Origin of the sequence: Enterobacter quasiroggenkampii, from assembly GCF_043972695.1 — a bacterium.
Taxonomy (GTDB): Bacteria; Pseudomonadota; Gammaproteobacteria; order Enterobacterales; family Enterobacteriaceae; genus Enterobacter; species Enterobacter quasiroggenkampii.
In genome coordinates this window covers 3,843,730-3,860,205 of record NZ_CP143745.1, presented here as the reverse complement: position 1 = coordinate 3,860,205, position 16,476 = coordinate 3,843,730, and the positions used below count along the sequence as shown (strand labels likewise).

General features: G+C 59.5%; 16 protein-coding genes. 14 read left to right on the top strand and 2 right to left on the bottom strand.

Features of this window, described 5'->3' with window-relative positions; translation table 11 throughout:
* Positions 1 to 10 precede the first annotated feature (10 nt).
* The 6 genes from nuoI to nuoN all read left to right on the top strand — a co-directional run bounded on the left by nuoI (position 11) and on the right by nuoN (position 6,325).
* Entirely contained in the window at positions 11 to 553 is a 543-nt protein-coding gene (nuoI, locus tag V1572_RS18395) for an NADH-quinone oxidoreductase subunit NuoI (protein WP_003861491.1), read from the top strand.
* A gap of 10 nt (positions 554 to 563) precedes the next feature.
* On the top strand, positions 564 to 1,118 hold the full coding sequence (gene nuoJ / locus V1572_RS18390; protein ID WP_008500212.1) for an NADH-quinone oxidoreductase subunit J: 555 nt from the start codon (positions 564 to 566) through the stop codon (positions 1,116 to 1,118).
* Positions 1,115 to 1,417: an NADH-quinone oxidoreductase subunit NuoK gene (nuoK, locus tag V1572_RS18385; RefSeq protein ID WP_003861496.1), complete on the top strand. Its 303-nt coding sequence runs from the start codon at positions 1,115 to 1,117 to the stop codon at positions 1,415 to 1,417. Before nuoJ ends, nuoK begins: the two co-directional genes overlap by 4 nt.
* Positions 1,414 to 3,255, top strand: coding sequence for an NADH-quinone oxidoreductase subunit L (gene nuoL, locus V1572_RS18380; RefSeq protein ID WP_196365130.1), 1,842 nt, complete (start codon positions 1,414 to 1,416; stop codon positions 3,253 to 3,255). Before nuoK ends, nuoL begins: the two co-directional genes overlap by 4 nt.
* Positions 3,256 to 3,331: 76 nt before the next feature.
* On the top strand, positions 3,332 to 4,861 hold the full coding sequence (nuoM, locus tag V1572_RS18375; protein ID WP_008500214.1) for an NADH-quinone oxidoreductase subunit M: 1,530 nt from the start codon (positions 3,332 to 3,334) through the stop codon (positions 4,859 to 4,861).
* Between the two features lie 6 nt (positions 4,862 to 4,867).
* Positions 4,868 to 6,325 (top strand): NADH-quinone oxidoreductase subunit NuoN, encoded by a 1,458-nt coding sequence (gene nuoN, locus V1572_RS18370; protein ID WP_024908971.1) that lies wholly within the window; start codon positions 4,868 to 4,870, stop codon positions 6,323 to 6,325.
* A gap of 92 nt (positions 6,326 to 6,417) precedes the next feature.
* Here nuoN and V1572_RS18365 read toward each other — a convergent pair whose 3' ends face one another.
* Together V1572_RS18365 and rbn are read right to left on the bottom strand one after the other, a co-directional pair.
* A complete protein-coding gene (locus V1572_RS18365; protein WP_032652809.1) occupies positions 6,418 to 7,422 on the bottom strand; it encodes a chemotaxis protein in 1,005 nt (334 codons plus the stop codon).
* A gap of 64 nt (positions 7,423 to 7,486) precedes the next feature.
* Complete coding sequence (gene rbn / locus V1572_RS18360; protein ID WP_395299464.1) at positions 7,487 to 8,404, bottom strand: ribonuclease BN; 918 nt, start codon at positions 8,402 to 8,404, stop codon at positions 7,487 to 7,489.
* Between the two features lie 71 nt (positions 8,405 to 8,475).
* Here rbn and V1572_RS18355 point away from each other — a divergent pair, with 71 nt between their 5' ends.
* From V1572_RS18355 to menE, 8 genes are all read left to right on the top strand, one after another.
* Positions 8,476 to 8,937 (top strand): GNAT family N-acetyltransferase, encoded by a 462-nt coding sequence (locus tag V1572_RS18355; RefSeq protein WP_262796530.1) that lies wholly within the window; start codon positions 8,476 to 8,478, stop codon positions 8,935 to 8,937.
* 53 nt (positions 8,938 to 8,990) lie between these two features.
* The gene (gene elaB / locus V1572_RS18350) at positions 8,991 to 9,296 is read left to right on the top strand and encodes a stress response protein ElaB (protein WP_008500219.1); all 306 of its coding nucleotides are present in this window, start codon (positions 8,991 to 8,993) and stop codon (positions 9,294 to 9,296) included.
* 86 nt (positions 9,297 to 9,382) lie between these two features.
* A complete protein-coding gene (gene menF / locus V1572_RS18345; protein ID WP_262796529.1) occupies positions 9,383 to 10,678 on the top strand; it encodes an isochorismate synthase MenF in 1,296 nt (431 codons plus the stop codon).
* Positions 10,679 to 10,766: 88 nt separating this feature from the next.
* On the top strand, positions 10,767 to 12,437 hold the full coding sequence (gene menD / locus V1572_RS18340) for a 2-succinyl-5-enolpyruvyl-6-hydroxy-3-cyclohexene-1-carboxylic-acid synthase (RefSeq protein ID WP_248221995.1): 1,671 nt from the start codon (positions 10,767 to 10,769) through the stop codon (positions 12,435 to 12,437).
* The gene (menH, locus tag V1572_RS18335; RefSeq protein WP_395299463.1) at positions 12,434 to 13,210 is read left to right on the top strand and encodes a 2-succinyl-6-hydroxy-2,4-cyclohexadiene-1-carboxylate synthase; all 777 of its coding nucleotides are present in this window, start codon (positions 12,434 to 12,436) and stop codon (positions 13,208 to 13,210) included. Before menD ends, menH begins: the two co-directional genes overlap by 4 nt.
* On the top strand, positions 13,207 to 14,064 hold the full coding sequence (gene menB, locus V1572_RS18330; RefSeq protein ID WP_008500223.1) for a 1,4-dihydroxy-2-naphthoyl-CoA synthase: 858 nt from the start codon (positions 13,207 to 13,209) through the stop codon (positions 14,062 to 14,064). The genes menH and menB overlap by 4 nt, the downstream gene beginning before the upstream one ends.
* Entirely contained in the window at positions 14,064 to 15,029 is a 966-nt protein-coding gene (gene menC / locus V1572_RS18325) for an o-succinylbenzoate synthase (RefSeq protein WP_395299462.1), read from the top strand. Before menB ends, menC begins: the two co-directional genes overlap by 1 nt.
* Positions 15,026 to 16,387 (top strand): o-succinylbenzoate--CoA ligase, encoded by a 1,362-nt coding sequence (menE, locus tag V1572_RS18320; RefSeq protein ID WP_395299461.1) that lies wholly within the window; start codon positions 15,026 to 15,028, stop codon positions 16,385 to 16,387. Before menC ends, menE begins: the two co-directional genes overlap by 4 nt.
* Positions 16,388 to 16,476: the final 89 nt, after the last annotated feature.

Below are 16,476 nucleotides of genomic sequence, written 5' to 3'. Positions count from 1 at the left end.
GCAATAGACCATGACCTTAAAAGAATTACTGGTAGGCTTCGGTACCCAGGTACGCAGTATCTGGATGATCGGCCTGCATGCGTTTGCCAAACGCGAAACCCGGATGTACCCGGAAGAGCCGGTATATCTGCCGCCGCGCTACCGTGGCCGTATCGTGCTGACGCGCGACCCGGACGGTTCCGAGCGCTGCGTTGCCTGTAACCTGTGTGCGGTAGCGTGCCCGGTCGGCTGTATCTCTCTGCAGAAAGCCGAGACGGTAGACGGCCGCTGGTACCCTGAGTTCTTCCGCATCAACTTCTCACGCTGCATCTTCTGCGGTCTGTGTGAAGAAGCGTGCCCAACCACGGCGATTCAGCTGACTCCAGACTTCGAGCTGGGTGAGTACAAGCGTCAGGACCTGGTGTACGAGAAAGAGGATCTGCTGATTTCCGGTCCGGGCAAATACCCGGAATATAACTTCTACCGGATGGCGGGTATGGCAATCGACGGCAAAGATAAGGGCGAAGCAGAGAACGAAGCTAAGCCTATCGACGTCAAGAGCCTGTTACCGTAAGGAGAGGGCAATGGAATTCGCTTTTTATATCTGTGGCCTTATCGCCATCCTGGCTACGCTGCGAGTGATCACGCACACCAATCCGGTGCATGCGCTGCTGTACTTAATCATCTCGCTGCTGGCCATTTCCGGGGTGTTCTTCGCACTGGGCGCGCACTTCGCCGGTGCGCTGGAAATCATCGTCTACGCCGGGGCCATCATGGTGCTGTTCGTGTTCGTAGTGATGATGCTGAACCTGGGCGGCTCTGAAATTGAGCAGGAACGTCAGTGGTTAAAACCGCAGGTGTGGATCGGCCCGGCAATTTTGTCGGCCATCATGCTGGTGGTGATCGTTTACGCCATTCTGGGTGTTAACGATCAGGGCATCGACGGCACGCCGATTGGCGCGAAAGAGGTGGGTATCACGCTCTTTGGCCCATACGTTCTGGCAGTGGAACTGGCCTCAATGCTGCTGCTGGCAGGTCTGGTTGTGGCTTTCCACGTTGGCCGCGAAGAGCGTGCTGGCGAGGTGCTGAGCAACCGCACTGACGACCGCGCGAAAAGAAAAACGGAGGAGCGCGCATGATCCCCTTAACACATGGACTGATCCTCGCTGCGATTTTATTCGTTCTGGGTCTGACCGGTCTGGTTATCCGCCGCAATCTGCTGTTTATGCTGATCGGGCTGGAAATCATGATTAACGCCTCCGCGCTGGCCTTCGTGGTCGCCGGAAGCTACTGGGGCCAGACCGATGGTCAGGTGATGTACATTCTCGCCATCAGCCTCGCGGCTGCCGAAGCGAGTATTGGCCTGGCGCTGTTGCTGCAGCTCCATCGTCGCCGCCAGAATCTGAACATCGATTCAGTAAGTGAGTTGCGTGGATGAACATGCTTGCCTTAACCATTATTTTTCCGCTGATTGGCTTCGTGCTGCTGGCGTTTTCTCGCGGCCGCTGGTCTGAGAATCTGTCTGCAACCGTCGGCATGGGCTCTGTTGGCCTGGCCGCGCTGGTGACAGCGTATGCGGGTATCGACTTCTTTAACAACGGGCGTCAGCCTTTCAGCGTGCCGCTGTGGACCTGGATGTCAGTCGGTGATTTCAACATCGGTTTCAACCTGGTGCTGGATGGTCTCTCCCTGACCATGCTCTCCGTGGTCACCGGCGTCGGCTTCCTGATCCACATGTTCGCCTCCTGGTATATGCGCGGTGAAGAGGGTTACTCCCGCTTCTTCGCCTACACCAACCTGTTTATCGCCAGCATGGTGGTTCTGGTCCTGGCCGATAACCTGCTGCTGATGTATCTGGGCTGGGAAGGCGTGGGTCTGTGTTCTTACCTGCTGATCGGTTTCTACTATGCCGATCCGAAGAATGGCGCAGCGGCCATGAAAGCGTTCGTCGTGACCCGCGTGGGTGACGTCTTCCTCGCTTTCGCGCTGTTCATTCTTTACAACGAACTGGGCACGCTGAACTTCCGCGAAATGGTGGAACTGGCGCCAGCGCACTTCGCCGCAGGCAATAACATGCTGTGGTGGGCAACGCTGATGCTGCTGGGTGGTGCCGTGGGTAAATCCGCACAGCTGCCGTTGCAGACATGGCTGGCCGACGCGATGGCGGGTCCTACCCCTGTCTCCGCGCTGATCCACGCTGCGACCATGGTCACCGCCGGTGTCTACCTGATTGCGCGTACCCATGGCCTGTTCCTGATGACCCCGGAAATTCTGCATCTGGTGGGTATCGTCGGTGCGGTCACGCTGGTGCTGGCAGGCTTTGCCGCGCTGGTGCAGACCGACATCAAGCGCGTTCTCGCGTACTCAACCATGAGCCAGATTGGTTACATGTTCCTCGCGCTGGGCGTTCAGGCGTGGGACGCGGCCATTTTCCACCTGATGACGCACGCGTTCTTTAAAGCGCTGCTGTTCCTCTCATCCGGTTCGGTGATTCTGGCCTGCCATCACGAGCAGAACATCTTCAAAATGGGCGGACTGCGTAAGTCTATCCCGCTGGTCTATGTCTGCTTCCTGGTGGGCGGCGCGGCGCTGGCGGCACTGCCGCTGATCACCGCGGGCTTCTTCAGTAAGGACGAAATCCTTGCGGGTGCCATGGCGAATGGTCATATCAATCTGATGGTTGCGGGTCTGGTCGGTGCATTCATGACCTCCCTGTATACCTTCCGTATGATTTTCATCGTATTCCACGGTAAAGAACAAATTCATGCTCACGCAGGGAAGGGGATTACCCATCACCTGCCGCTGATTGTGCTGCTGGTACTGTCCACCTTCGTTGGCGCGATGATTGTGCCTCCGCTGCAGGGCGTACTGCCAGACACCACCGAGCTTGAGCACGGTCGCGTTCTGACGCTTGAAATCACCTCCGGTGTGGTCGCTATCGCGGGCATCCTGATCGCAGCATGGCTGTGGCTGGGCAAACGTACGCTGGTCACTGCCGTGGCCAACAGTGCGCCGGGCCGCCTGCTGGGCACCTGGTGGTACAACGCGTGGGGCTTCGACTGGCTGTACGACATGATCTTCGTTAAGCCGTTCCTGGGCATCGCGTGGCTGCTGAAGCGCGACCCGCTGAACAGCCTGATGAATATCCCGGCGATCCTTTCCCGCTTTGCAGGCAAAGGCCTGCTGTACAGCGAGAACGGTTACCTGCGCTGGTATGTGGCGTCCATGAGCATCGGTGCGGTTGTCGTGCTGGCGCTGCTGATGGTGTTGCGTTGATCGTTAAGTGAATTTTATTCGAATTCGTTGAAAATCAGGCCCCTGCTGGGGGCCTTAAAAAGGAATGTAAATCGCCATGTTACTACCCTGGCTAATATTAATTCCCTTCATCGGCGGCTTCCTGTGCTGGCAGACTGAACGCTTTGGCGTGAAGATGCCGCGCTGGATCGCGCTGATCACCATGGGATTGACGCTCGCGCTTGGCCTGCAACTGTGGTTGCAGGGCGGTTACTCACTGACCCAGTCTGCGGGTATTCCGCAGTGGCAGTCTGAGTTCATCCTGCCGTGGATCCCACGTTTCGGCATTACGATCCACCTGGCGATTGACGGTCTCTCACTGCTGATGGTGGTGCTGACCGGTCTGCTCGGCGTTCTGGCGGTACTCTGCTCCTGGCGTGAAATCGAAAAATACCAGGGCTTCTTCCACCTGAACCTGATGTGGATCCTGGGCGGCGTAATCGGCGTGTTCCTTGCCATCGACATGTTCCTGTTCTTCTTCTTCTGGGAGATGATGCTGGTGCCGATGTACTTCCTGATCGCGCTGTGGGGCCACAAGGCGTCCGACGGTAAAACGCGTATCACGGCGGCAACCAAGTTCTTCATCTATACCCAGGCGAGTGGTCTGGTGATGTTGATTGCCATTCTGGCGCTGGTGTTTGTTCACCACAACGCGACCGGCACCTGGACCTTCAACTACGAAGACCTGCTGAAGACCCCAATGTCGCACGGCGTGGAATATCTGCTGATGCTGGGCTTCTTCATCGCGTTCGCGGTGAAAATGCCGGTGGTTCCGCTGCACGGCTGGCTGCCAGACGCGCACTCTCAGGCACCAACGGCGGGTTCCGTTGACCTGGCGGGCATCTTGCTGAAAACGGCGGCCTACGGTCTGCTGCGTTTCGCTCTGCCGCTGTTCCCGAACGCCTCCGCAGAATTCGCACCGATTGCCATGTGGCTGGGTGTGATCGGTATCTTCTACGGTGCCTGGATGGCCTTCACCCAGTACGACATCAAGCGTCTGATTGCTTATACCTCCGTTTCCCACATGGGCTTCGTGCTGATTGCTATCTACACCGGCAGCCAGCTGGCGTACCAGGGGGCGGTGATCCAGATGATTGCGCACGGTCTGTCCGCAGCCGGTCTCTTCATCCTGTGTGGCCAGCTGTATGAACGTCTGCACACTCGCGACATGCGTATGATGGGCGGCCTGTGGAGCAAAATTAAGTGGCTGCCAGCGCTCTCCATGTTCTTCGCGGTGGCGACTCTGGGGATGCCGGGCACCGGTAACTTCGTCGGCGAATTTATGATTCTGTTCGGCAGCTTCAAAGTGGTACCGGTGATTACCGTGATCTCCACCTTTGGTCTGGTGTTCGCTTCCGTCTACTCGCTGGCGATGCTGCACCGCGCTTACTTCGGTAAAGCGAAGAGCGAAATTGCTGCACAAGAACTGCCGGGGATGTCGCTGCGTGAGCTGTTCATCATCCTGCTGCTGGTCGTACTGCTGGTGCTGCTGGGCTTCTTCCCGCAGCCGATTCTGGATACCTCGCACAGCGCGATGGGCAATATCCAGCAGTGGTTTGTTAATTCTGTTTCTACTACAAGGCCGTAATTCGCCATGACAATAACTCCACAACAACTGATCGCGCTGCTACCGCTGCTGATCGTCGGATTGACGGTGGTGGTTGTGATGCTCTCCATTGCGTGGCGACGCAATCACTTCCTGAATGCCACGCTGTCGGTCATCGGCCTGAACGCCGCGTTAGTCTCTCTCTGGTTTGTTGGCCAGGGTGGGGCGATGGACGTCACCCCGCTGATGCGCGTTGACGGTTACGCCATGCTGTATACCGGTCTGGTGCTGCTGGCGAGCCTGGCAACCTGTACCTTTGCGTACCCGTGGCTCGAAGGCTACAACGACAACAAAGAAGAGTTTTACCTGCTGGTTCTGATTGCCGCGCTGGGCGGCATTCTGCTGGCGAATGCGAACCACCTGGCCGCGCTGTTCCTCGGCATTGAGCTGATCTCTCTGCCTCTGTTCGGTCTGATTGGTTACGCCTTCCGCCAGAAGCGCTCCCTGGAAGCAAGCATCAAGTACACCATCCTGTCTGCGGCGGCGTCCTCGTTCCTGCTGTTTGGTATTGCGCTGGTGTACGCACAGTCCGGTAACCTCTCCTTTATGGCGCTCGGCAAGAGCCTCGGTGACGGCATGCTGCATGAGCCGCTGCTGCTGGCGGGTCTGGGCATGATGATTGTTGGCCTTGGCTTCAAACTCTCTCTGGTGCCGTTCCACCTGTGGACGCCAGACGTTTACCAGGGCGCGCCAGCGCCGGTGTCGACCTTCCTGGCGACGGCGAGCAAAATCGCCATCTTCGGGGTGGTTATGCGTCTGTTCCTGTACGCACCGGTGGGTGACAGCGAAGCGGTTCGCGTAGTGCTGGGCATTATTGCGTTCGTCTCCATCATCTTCGGTAACCTGATGGCGCTGAGCCAGACCAACATCAAACGTCTGCTGGGCTACTCGTCTATCTCTCATCTGGGCTACCTGATGGTGGCGCTGATTGCGCTGCAGAGCGGTGAGATGTCAATGGAAGCCGTGGGCGTCTATCTGGCCGGTTACCTGTTCAGCAGCCTCGGCGCCTTCGGCGTGGTGAGCCTGATGTCCAGCCCGTACCGTGGTCCGGATGCCGATTCACTGTTCTCCTACCGTGGTCTGTTCTGGCACCGTCCGATCCTGTCCGCGGTGATGACGGTGATGATGCTCTCTCTGGCAGGTATTCCGATGACGCTCGGCTTTATCGGTAAGTTCTACGTGCTGGCCGTCGGTGTGCAGGCGCACCTGTGGTGGCTGACTGCGGGCGTGGTGATCGGCTCCGCGATTGGTCTCTACTACTACCTGCGCGTGGCCGTGAGCCTGTACCTGAGCGCGCCTCAGCAGCTCAACCGTGATGCCCCAACCAACTGGCAGTACAGCGCTGGCGGTATTGTGGTTCTCATCTCCGCGCTGCTGGTGCTGATCTTCGGTATCTATCCGCAGCCGCTGATTGATATCGTGCAGCGCGCGATGCCATTAATGTAAAAACAAAAAACCCGCCTCGGCGGGTTTTTTTATGGTTTTCTCCCTCTCCCTGTGGGAGAGGGCCGGGGTGAGGGCACCAGCCCGCACCATGCTTAAGCCAGCTGTTTGCGGCTAATCAACGGCCCGTCAATCTTCTTCATCGAGCGGTCCAGCACTTCCTCAATCACTGACGACAGCTCGTTCAGCTCAAACTTCGCGACGTAGCCATCCGCTTTCACCTTACGAATATGGTCTTCGTTGGCGTTGCCGGAAAGGGAAGAGTGGATCACGACCGGAATATCTTTCAATACCGGATCGGTTTTGATTTTGCGCGTCAGCGTAAAACCGTCCATCTCCGGCATTTCGAGGTCGGTCAACACCAGCGCGATCTTATCGGTGATGGGAACACCCTCAGCCTGCGCCTGTGCGGCCAGAACCCCAATTTTCTCCCACGCCTCTTTGCCGGTGATATGCAGCTGCGCCGGGATCTCCATCGCCTGCAGACCTTTCTCCAGCATTGAGCGCGCCACTTTGGAGTCTTCCGCGACGATGGCGACCGCACCCGGCTTGATATGGAATTTGGTGGTTTTCAGATTGGTGGCGTGCAGATCGTGGTTGGCCGGGGTGATGTCGTACAGGATCTGCTCAACGTCCAGCACCATCGCCAGATCGTTGGTATCGCTCTTCTCGTCAAGACACGCAATGCTGGTGATGTAGCGACCGCTGACGGCAGTTTCCGCCGCGTGCACCTGCTTCCAGTCCAGGCGCATGATGTTCTCAACCGACTCCACGGCAAACGCCTGCACGCTGCGCGCGTATTCGGTGATCAGCAGGATATTCAGCCCGGTGGTGGGCTTACAGCCCGCCACGGCGGCCAGGTCGATCACCGGGATCACCTGATCGCGAATATTCACCATTCCCATCAGCGGTGATTTCATCCCGGCGGGTTTCGTGAACTCCGGCATCGGCACAATTTCACGCAGCTTAAAGACGTTAATGCCAAACAGCTCAGATTTATTTTCGTTAAGAGAGGTGCCAAGACGGAACAGCAACAGTTCAAAACGGTTCGACAGGGTCAGATTCGCCCTGTCATCAATATCTTTCTGGAAATTATCCATTCTACCCTCGAGAGAAATGCTGACCTTTTAATCGTTATCGGCATCCTGAGGGAAAAATGAAGGACTAAACGCTGACCTGAGCGAAATCTTCGGCCAGCTCACATTCCGGGAACAGCGCGCGACACTCTGCCAGCAGCTTTTCACAGCCCCGCGCGTCGTAGCGCGAGCTGACGTGGGTGACGATAAGCCTCCCTACACCCGCATCACGGGCCAACTGCGCCGCCTGACGCGTGGAGCTGTGGCCCCGGCTGTTGGCTTTCTCTTCCATCGCCGTTTCGAGGGTCGCTTCATGCACCATTACGTCCACGCCCTGGGCCAGCGTGAGCGCCGCCCGGCACGGGGCCGTGTCGCCAAAAATTGCCAGCTTCTTGCCGGGCTGCGGTGCGGCGAGATAATCCTGACCGTTAATGACGCGCCCGTCCTCCATCGTGACGGTCTCACCGTGCTTCAGGCGCTGGAACAGCGGTCCGGGTTTTACGCCATCGGCCATCAGCGCGGCGGCGTCCAGCGCGCCGGGTTTGTCATGCGCGTCAATGCGATAGCCATAGCACTCGACAGGGTGATTGAGCGGCTGAGCGCTCACCTTATAATCGCCGTCATCGAAAATCAGGCCTTCGCTAATCTCAACGACCTCCAGCGGATAATCCGTCCACGACCCGCTCAGGCGCAGTGTGGTTTCAACAAACTCACGAATACCCGCAGGCCCATAAATCGTCAGCGGGTTGGCGTTACCGGCCATCGAGCGGCTGCACAGCAGGCCGGGAAGGCCAAACAGATGGTCGCCATGCAGATGGGTGATAAAAATTTTATCCAGCTTGCCGGGGTGATAAGCGGTGTGTAACAGCTGATGCTGCGTCCCTTCACCACAGTCAAACAGCCACAGCCCGCCGCGGGTGGGGTGTTTAAGATCCAGCAATATCGCCGTCACATTTCGTGAGCGGGTTGGTACGCCCGCGGACGTACCCAGAAAAATCAGTTCCATAACGCAATCAGCCCTTTGCCGAACGGGGAGGGGTTTAGTATAACGTGATGAACCCCAGGAAGGAGACTGACATGATCCAGTGGCAAGATTTACACCATAGTGACCTCACCGTTCATTCACTTTACGCCCTGCTGAAACTGCGCTGCGAAGTGTTCGTGGTTGAACAGACCTGCCCGTATCAGGACATCGACGGCGACGATCTCGTCGGCGAGAACCGCCATATCCTCGGCTGGCGGAATAACGAGCTGGTGGCGTATGCGAGGATTCTGAAAAGCGAAGACGATTCTGAGCCTGTCGTCATTGGCCGCGTCATCATCAGCGGCAAAGCTCGCGGTGAAAAACTGGGCTATCAACTGATGGATAAAACGCTGGAGGCATGCCAGAAACAGTGGCCGAACAAGGCGTTATACCTGGGCGCGCAGGCGCACCTGCAGTCCTTCTACGGCCACTTTGGTTTCGTGCCGGTCACCGAGGTGTACGATGAAGACGGCATTCCCCACATCGGCATGGCGCGGGAAGCGAAGCAGGCGTAATGGCGAGTCGTTGGCTATAGTTAGCGGACTGGTGTACTAACATGGAGAAAAATATGTCATTTCAATCCTGGGATACCCGTATCGACGACGACCTGGCCTTACTGAGCGAAACGCTGGAAGAGGTGTTACGTTCCTCGGGCGACCCTGCCGATCAGAAATATATTGAGCTAAAAGCCCGCGCCGAGCAGGCGCTGCATGAAGTGAAAAACCGCGTCAGCCATGCGTCTGATACCTACTACTACCGCGCCAAAAAAGCGGTGTACCGTGCCGATGATTACGTGCATGAAAAACCGTGGCAGGGTATTGGAGTCGGTGCTGCCGTCGGGCTGGTACTGGGGCTGCTCTTAGCCCGTCGTTAAGCCGCTTAACCACTCCCTATACGTGGGTACTGCTATTTATTGCCAGTACCCCGTATAATACGAGGTTTTAACAGGGAGAGGTTCGCGTGAATTCGATTTTCCTCGCGCTGGAGCAATTGCGTACCCAGCTTTCGCAAGCGTTACCCGCAACACCCGGCATATGTCATTTCGACGTCTCTTTCCCGTTAAACGACGCTTTCGACCCTCTCGCCTGGCTTGGGGCGCAGCAGTGCTATCCGCAGTTTTACTGGCAGCAGCGTAACGGCGATGAAGAACTGGCTGCGCTGGGGGCGGTGATCCCCTTTTCCTCTCTGGCGTTAGCCACGCAGTTTTTGCGCGAGCAAAACGCGGCAGGTGATACCCGTATCTGTGGCCTGAACGCTTTTACTCCGGAGCAGGGCAGCCTCTTTTTACCGCGACTACTCTGGCGACGCACCGCCGGCACCGCTACGCTGCGTCTGCAGCTGTGGAGTGATTATTCACTTCAGGAAGATGCCCTCGCCGCGCGGGATTTTTTACAGCAACTCCGTCCTGCGAGATCTATCCGTCCGCTATCCGTTCAGGTTGAGCACGAAACCCATCAGCCGCAACAGGCCGAATGGCTGACGCTTATCCGCAGAGCGACAGAGACCATCGCGCGCGGTGATTTTGAAAAGGTGGTTCTCGCCCGGGCAACCGATATTCAGTTTACACAGCGCGTTAACCCTGTCGCGCTGATGGCGGCCAGCCGCGCCCTGAATTTACATTGCTACCATTTCTGCATGATTTTCGACGCCAGCAACGCGTTTCTTGGCTCGACCCCCGAGCGTCTCTGGCGGCGGCGCGGCACGCTGCTGCGTACAGAAGCGCTGGCGGGCACCGTCGCCAGCCATGCCGATGATGGCCAGGCGCAGCGTCTCGGCGAGTGGCTGCTGAACGACGATAAAAACCAGCGCGAAAATATGCTGGTCGTGGAAGATATTTGCCAGCGTCTTCAGCACTACACGCAGACGCTTGAGGTACTGCCCCCCCAGGTGGTGCGCCTGCGTAAAGTGCAGCATTTGCGCCGCTGTATCTGGACCGAACTCAAACAGGCCGACGACGAGCAGTGCCTGCATATGCTACAGCCGACGGCGGCCGTTGCCGGTTTGCCGCGACAGCCTGCGCGCGAATTTATTCAGAAGGTTGAGCCCTTTAACCGCGAGTGGTACGCCGGTTCTGCCGGGTATTTATCGCCTGACCAGAGTGAATTTTGCGTGGCGTTGCGCTCCGCCCGCGTCCAGGATGACTCCCTGCGGCTCTACGCCGGGGCCGGCATTGTCAGCGGGTCTGACCCGGAACAGGAGTGGCAGGAGATCGAAAACAAAGCGGCCGGATTGCGCTCTCTGCTCCTTAGGGATTAATACTGATTCGCGCAATCCCGATTCATATCAAAATTCCAATTTTTTCTATTATTTATACTGTGTCGCATTCTTGATACCGGACAATCTCATGTCAGTAAGTTCTTTTAACCGACGCTGGGCGGCGGTGATCCTTGAAGCCCTGACGCGCCACGGCGTCAGGCACGTGTGTATTGCACCGGGTTCTCGCTCAACGCCGCTGACGCTGGCGGCCGCCGAAAACCGGGCGTTGATTCACCACACCCACTTTGATGAGCGTGGCCTCGGGCATCTCGCGCTGGGTCTGGCAAAGGTCAGCAAAGAACCCGTGGCGGTGATTGTTACTTCCGGTACTGCCGTGGCGAACCTCTATCCGGCTATGATTGAAGCCGGGTTAACCGGTGAAAAGCTGATTCTGCTGACGGCCGATCGTCCCCCTGAGCTTATCGACTGCGGCGCCAATCAGGCCATCCGTCAGCCGGGACTCTTTTCTTCGCATCCTTCGCAGACGATTTCGCTGCCCCGTCCCACCCAGGATATTCCGGCAAGCTGGCTGGTCTCCACCGTCGATCATGCCATGGAGACGCTGCGCAGCGGGGCGCTGCATATTAACTGCCCGTTTGCCGAGCCGCTGTACGGCGAGCTGGACGATACGGGTCTTGACTGGCAGCAGACCCTCGGCGACTGGTGGCAGAGTGAGAAACCGTGGCTGCGCGAGCAGACGCACCTTGAGAGCGCGAAACAGCGCGACTGGTTCTTCTGGCGGCAGAAGCGCGGCGTGGTTATCGCCGGGCGCATGAGCGCCGCCGAAGGCAAGCTGGTCGCCGAGTGGGCGCAAACCCTGGGCTGGCCGCTAATAGGCGACGTGCTTTCCCAGACCGGGCAGCCGCTGCCGTGCGCGGATCTCTGGCTGGGTAATGCCAAAGCGGTCACCGAGCTGTCGCAGGCGCAGATTGTGGTCCAGCTTGGATCGAGTTTAACCGGTAAACGGTTACTGCAGTGGCAGGCCACCTGCACACCGGACGAGTACTGGCTGGTGGACGCGCTGGAAGGGCGTCTTGACCCGGCGCACCATCGCGGTCGTCGTCTGGTCAGCCGTATCGACGCCTGGCTGGCGCTCCATCCGGCTGAAAAACGCAAACCCTGGGCGGTTACCCTTCCGGACCTGTCGCGGCAGGCGTGGGAACTGACCCATGCGCGCTGTGAAGCGTTCAGCGAGGCCGGGCTGGCGCACCGTATTCGCCAGTACCTGCCCGAGCAGGGGCAGCTGTTTGTCGGCAACAGCCTGGTCGTGCGGCTGATAGACGCCTTTTCGCAGCTGCCAGCAGGTTACCCGGTGTACAGCAACCGTGGCGCCAGCGGCATCGACGGGCTGATCTCCACGGCGGCGGGCGTGCAGCGCGCCAGCGCGAAATCGACGCTGGCCATCGTGGGGGATCTCTCCGCGCTCTACGATCTCAACGCGCTGGCGCTGCTGCGTCAGGTGTCAGCCCCGTTCGTGCTGATTGTGGTCAACAACAACGGCGGGCAGATTTTCTCCCTGCTGCCTACGCCGCAGAGCGAGCGCGAGCGCTTCTATCTGATGCCGCAGAACGTGCAGTTCGAACACGCCGCGGCGATGTTTAGCCTGAAATATCATCGCCCGGAAAGCTGGGAACAGCTGGGTGCCGCGCTCGGTACAGCCTGGAAACAGCCCGGCGCGACGCTGATTGAGCTGGTGGTGAACGAGGCTGACGGTGCGCAGACCCTGCAAAGCCTGCTAGCGCAGGTGAGCCAGCTGTGATCCTCTCGGGCGTGCAGCAGGCCGGAAAACCAGGCTATCCCTGGCTGGTCTTTTTGCACGGTTTTTCCGGCGATTGCCGCGAGTGGCAGGGTATTGGGGAGCGACTCCGTGACTACCCCCGGCTGTATCTGGATCTGCCGGGTCATGGTGGATCCCGGCACCTGGGCGTCGAGGGCTTCGACGAGATGAGCGCGTTGCTCACCCGAACTCTGATTAGTTACAACATACTGAAATTCTGGCTCGTCGGGTACTCCCTCGGCGGCCGCATTGCGATGTTCCATGCCTGCCAGCAGCCAAAGGGGCTGTTGGGCCTGACGGTAGAAGGGGGACATCCGGGCCTGCAGGATGTCGATGCGCGACAGGCGCGGCTGGCATCCGACCGCCGCTGGGCAGCACGTTTTCGCAACGAACCGCTGGATAAGGTGTTCGCTGACTGGTACCAACAGCCCGTGTTTGCCTCCCTGACGGACGTCCAGCGCGACGCGCTGATCACCCTGCGCAGCCAGAACCGCGGCGCGGCGCTGGCGATGATGCTCGAGGCGACATCGCTGGCCGTGCAGCCCGACCTGCGTGCTGCCCTGAGCGCGCGCCATTTCTCTTTTGATTATCTCTATGGCGAACGTGATGAGAAGTTTGCGGCCCTTGCCGCGGAGCTGAACGCTGTTCGCCATGCAATTCCCAACGCCGGACACAACGCCCACCGGGAAAACCCCGATGCGGTTGCGGCAAGTCTGGCTCAGATACTGCGTCTTCGAATAAAGGACACTCTATGATCTACCCTGATGAACACATGCTTTACGCTCCGGTTGAATGGCAGGACTGCTCCGAAGGCTACACCGACATTCGTTACCACAAATCCACCGACGGCATTGCCAAAATCACCATCAACCGCCCGCAGGTGCGTAACGCCTTCCGTCCGCTGACCGTGAAAGAGATGATTCAGGCCCTGGCGGATGCGCGCTACGACGACAACATCGGCGTGATTGTCCTGACCGGCGAAGGCGAGAAAGCGTTCTGCTCCGGTGGCGATCAGAAAGTGCGCGGTGACTACGGCGGATACCAGGACGACGCGGGTACGCATCACCTGAACGTCCTCGATTTCCAGCGTCAGATCCGCACCTGTCCAAAACCGGTGGTGGCGATGGTGGCGGGCTACTCTATCGGCGGTGGCCACGTGCTGCACATGATGTGCGACCTGACCATTGCCGCCGAGAACGCCATCTTTGGCCAGACGGGCCCGAAAGTGGGATCTTTCGATGGCGGCTGGGGGGCCTCCTACATGGCGCGCATCGTCGGTCAGAAAAAAGCCCGCGAAATCTGGTTCCTGTGCCGTCAGTACAACGCGCAGGAAGCGCTGGATATGGGCCTGGTGAACACCGTGGTGCCGCTTGCCGATCTCGAAAAAGAGACCGTGCGCTGGTGCCGTGAAATGCTGCAAAACAGCCCGATGGCGCTGCGCTGCCTGAAAGCGGCACTCAACGCCGACTGTGACGGTCAGGCGGGTCTGCAGGAGCTGGCGGGCAACGCCACCATGCTGTTCTACATGACCGAAGAGGGTCAGGAAGGGCGCAACGCGTTTAACGAAAAACGCCAGCCAGACTTCAGCAAATACAAACGGAATCCGTAATGCGTCGCGCGCAGGTTTACCGCTGGCAGATACCGATGGACGCGGGCGTGGTGCTGCGTGAACGGCGGTTAAAAACCCGTGACGGCTTCTTTGTGCATCTGCAGCAGGGCGAGCGGGAAGGCTGGGGCGAGATTTCGCCTCTGCCGGGGTTTAGCCTCGAGTCGCTGGATGACGCGCGGGCGGCCTTGCTGGCGTGGGCGGACGCGTGGCGCGAGGGTGCAAATCCGGCGCTGCCGGAGGTGCCTTCCGCGGCCTTTGGTATCAGCTGCGCGCTGGCGGAGCTGGACGGCAGCCTGCCGGAAGCGGGGAATTACCGCGCGGCGCCGCTCTGCACGGGCGATCCGGACGAGCTGTTCGCGCTGCTCTCCGCCATGCCGGGCGAGAAGGTCGCGAAAATCAAAGTCGGGCTGTATGAAGCGGTGCGTGACGGCATGGTCGCCAACCTGCTGCTGGAGGCGATCCCCGATCTGCATCTGCGTCTGGACGCCAACCGCGCCTGGACGCCGCTCAAGGCGCAGCAGTTTGCAAAGTACGTCAACCCGGCCTACCGCAGCCGCATTGCCTTCCTGGAAGAGCCGTGCAAAACCCGCGAGGATTCGCGCGCGTTTGCCCGCGAAACGGGGATTGCCATCGCCTGGGATGAAAGCCTGCGCGAGGCCGATTTTGAATTTGCTGCAGAGCCCGGCGTCAGCGCGGTAGTGATTAAACCGACGCTGACCGGCAGCCTGGCGAAAGTGCGCGAGCAGGTCGCGGCGGCGCACGCCTTAGGGCTGACGGCGGTGATCAGCTCGTCGATTGAGTCCAGCCTTGGGCTAACCCAGCTGGCGCGCGTGGCCGCCTGGCTAACGCCGGATACGGTTCCTGGCCTCGACACGCTGAACCTGATGCAGGCTCAGCTTCTCCGCCCGTGGCCGGACAGCGCGCTGCCGTGCCTGGGCTCCGAGGCGCTGGAGCCGTTGCGATGAGTTTTACCGACTGGCCGTGGCGACACTGGTGCGCGCTGTTTGCCGATAAACCGGCCCTGAGGCTGAATGACGAGGTGCTCAGCTGGCAACAGCTGTGCGCGCGCATCGACAGCCTTGCGGCGGGCTTTCACCGGCAGGGCGTGGAGGAGGGCTGCGGCGTGCTGCTGCAGGCCCATAATCATCCGCAAACCCTGCTGGCGTGGCTGGCGCTGCTCCAGTGCGGGGCGCGTATTCTTCCCGTTAATCCGCAGCTACCGCGCCCGCTACTGGACGTGCTGCTCCCGCAGATGACGCTGCGCTTTGCGCTGGTGCTGGACGGCAGCTACGACGCTCTTCCTGCCCTGTGCATGCGCGAGACAGCCGATGCGTATTGCGCTGCGTGGCAACCGGCGCGGCTGGCCTCCATGACGCTGACCTCCGGCTCCACCGGGCTGCCGAAAGCGGCGGTCCATACCTGCGAGGCCCACCTTGCCAGCGCGCGCGGCGTTTTGGCGCTGATGCCCTACGGTGAAGACGACGACTGGCTGCTTTCGCTGCCGCTGTTTCACGTTTCCGGCCAGGGGATCTTATGGCGCTGGCTGCAGGCTGGCGCGCGGTTAACCGTACGCGAGAAACAGCCTCTGGAGCAGGCGCTGTGCGGCTGCACCCACGCCTCACTGGTGCCAACCCAGCTCTGGCGCTTGCTGAATGCCCACCAGCCTGTCGCACTGAAAGCGGTGCTGCTGGGTGGGGCGGCCATCCCTGTTGAATTGACCGAACAGGCGCGAGAGCAGGATATACGCACCTTCTGCGGCTACGGTCTGACCGAGTTCGCCTCTACCGTCTGTGCGAAAGAGGCGGACGGCGAGCCGGACGTGGGCTGTGCGCTGCCGGGCAGAGAGGTGCAGGTCGTTAACGGTGAAGTCTGGATCAGGGCGCAAAGCATGGCCTCTGGCTACTGGCGGGATGGCGAACTGATTCCGCTGACCAACGCGCAGGGATGGTTCGCCACACGCGATCGCGGCGAATGGCATGACGGCCGTCTGACGATCCTTGGCCGCATGGACAACCTCTTTTTTAGCGGCGGAGAAGGGATCCAGCCGGAATCGCTGGAGCGCGTTATCGCCACGCACCCGCAGGTTAACCAGGTGTTTGTCGTTCCGCTGGACGACGCTGAATTCGGGCAACGCCCGGTGGCGGTCGTGGAGTGCGAGCCGGGAACGGATATCACCTGCTTACCCAACTGGGTCAGGGACAAGGTGGCGCGTTTTGAGCAACCCGTCCGCTGGCTGCTGCTGCCGACTGAACTCAAAAATGGCGGCATTAAAGTTTCGCGCCGCGCGCTGCAGGAGTGGGTTAACGCAACGCTGAAGGGATAATAGCCGTTTCAAATAGTTACAATCTACTGACCGGCCGCACGCAGAGTGCTTGATCCCCGGAAGACCCAGGTTAAAATCTCGCGGTTTTG

Coding starts and splice junctions, on each gene's coding strand:
- nuoI (WP_003861491.1), top strand. CDS start 11: ATGACCTTAAAAGAATTACTGGTAGGCTTCGGTACCCAGGTACGCAGT.
- nuoJ (WP_008500212.1), top strand. CDS start 564: ATGGAATTCGCTTTTTATATCTGTGGCCTTATCGCCATCCTGGCTACG.
- nuoK (WP_003861496.1), top strand. CDS start 1,115: ATGATCCCCTTAACACATGGACTGATCCTCGCTGCGATTTTATTCGTT.
- nuoL (WP_196365130.1), top strand. CDS start 1,414: ATGAACATGCTTGCCTTAACCATTATTTTTCCGCTGATTGGCTTCGTG.
- nuoM (WP_008500214.1), top strand. CDS start 3,332: ATGTTACTACCCTGGCTAATATTAATTCCCTTCATCGGCGGCTTCCTG.
- nuoN (WP_024908971.1), top strand. CDS start 4,868: ATGACAATAACTCCACAACAACTGATCGCGCTGCTACCGCTGCTGATC.
- V1572_RS18365 (WP_032652809.1), bottom strand. CDS start 7,422: ATGGATAATTTCCAGAAAGATATTGATGACAGGGCGAATCTGACCCTG.
- rbn (WP_395299464.1), bottom strand. CDS start 8,404: ATGGAACTGATTTTTCTGGGTACGTCCGCGGGCGTACCAACCCGCTCA.
- V1572_RS18355 (WP_262796530.1), top strand. CDS start 8,476: ATGATCCAGTGGCAAGATTTACACCATAGTGACCTCACCGTTCATTCA.
- elaB (WP_008500219.1), top strand. CDS start 8,991: ATGTCATTTCAATCCTGGGATACCCGTATCGACGACGACCTGGCCTTA.
- menD (WP_248221995.1), top strand. CDS start 10,767: ATGTCAGTAAGTTCTTTTAACCGACGCTGGGCGGCGGTGATCCTTGAA.
- menB (WP_008500223.1), top strand. CDS start 13,207: ATGATCTACCCTGATGAACACATGCTTTACGCTCCGGTTGAATGGCAG.
- menC (WP_395299462.1), top strand. CDS start 14,064: ATGCGTCGCGCGCAGGTTTACCGCTGGCAGATACCGATGGACGCGGGC.
- menE (WP_395299461.1), top strand. CDS start 15,026: ATGAGTTTTACCGACTGGCCGTGGCGACACTGGTGCGCGCTGTTTGCC.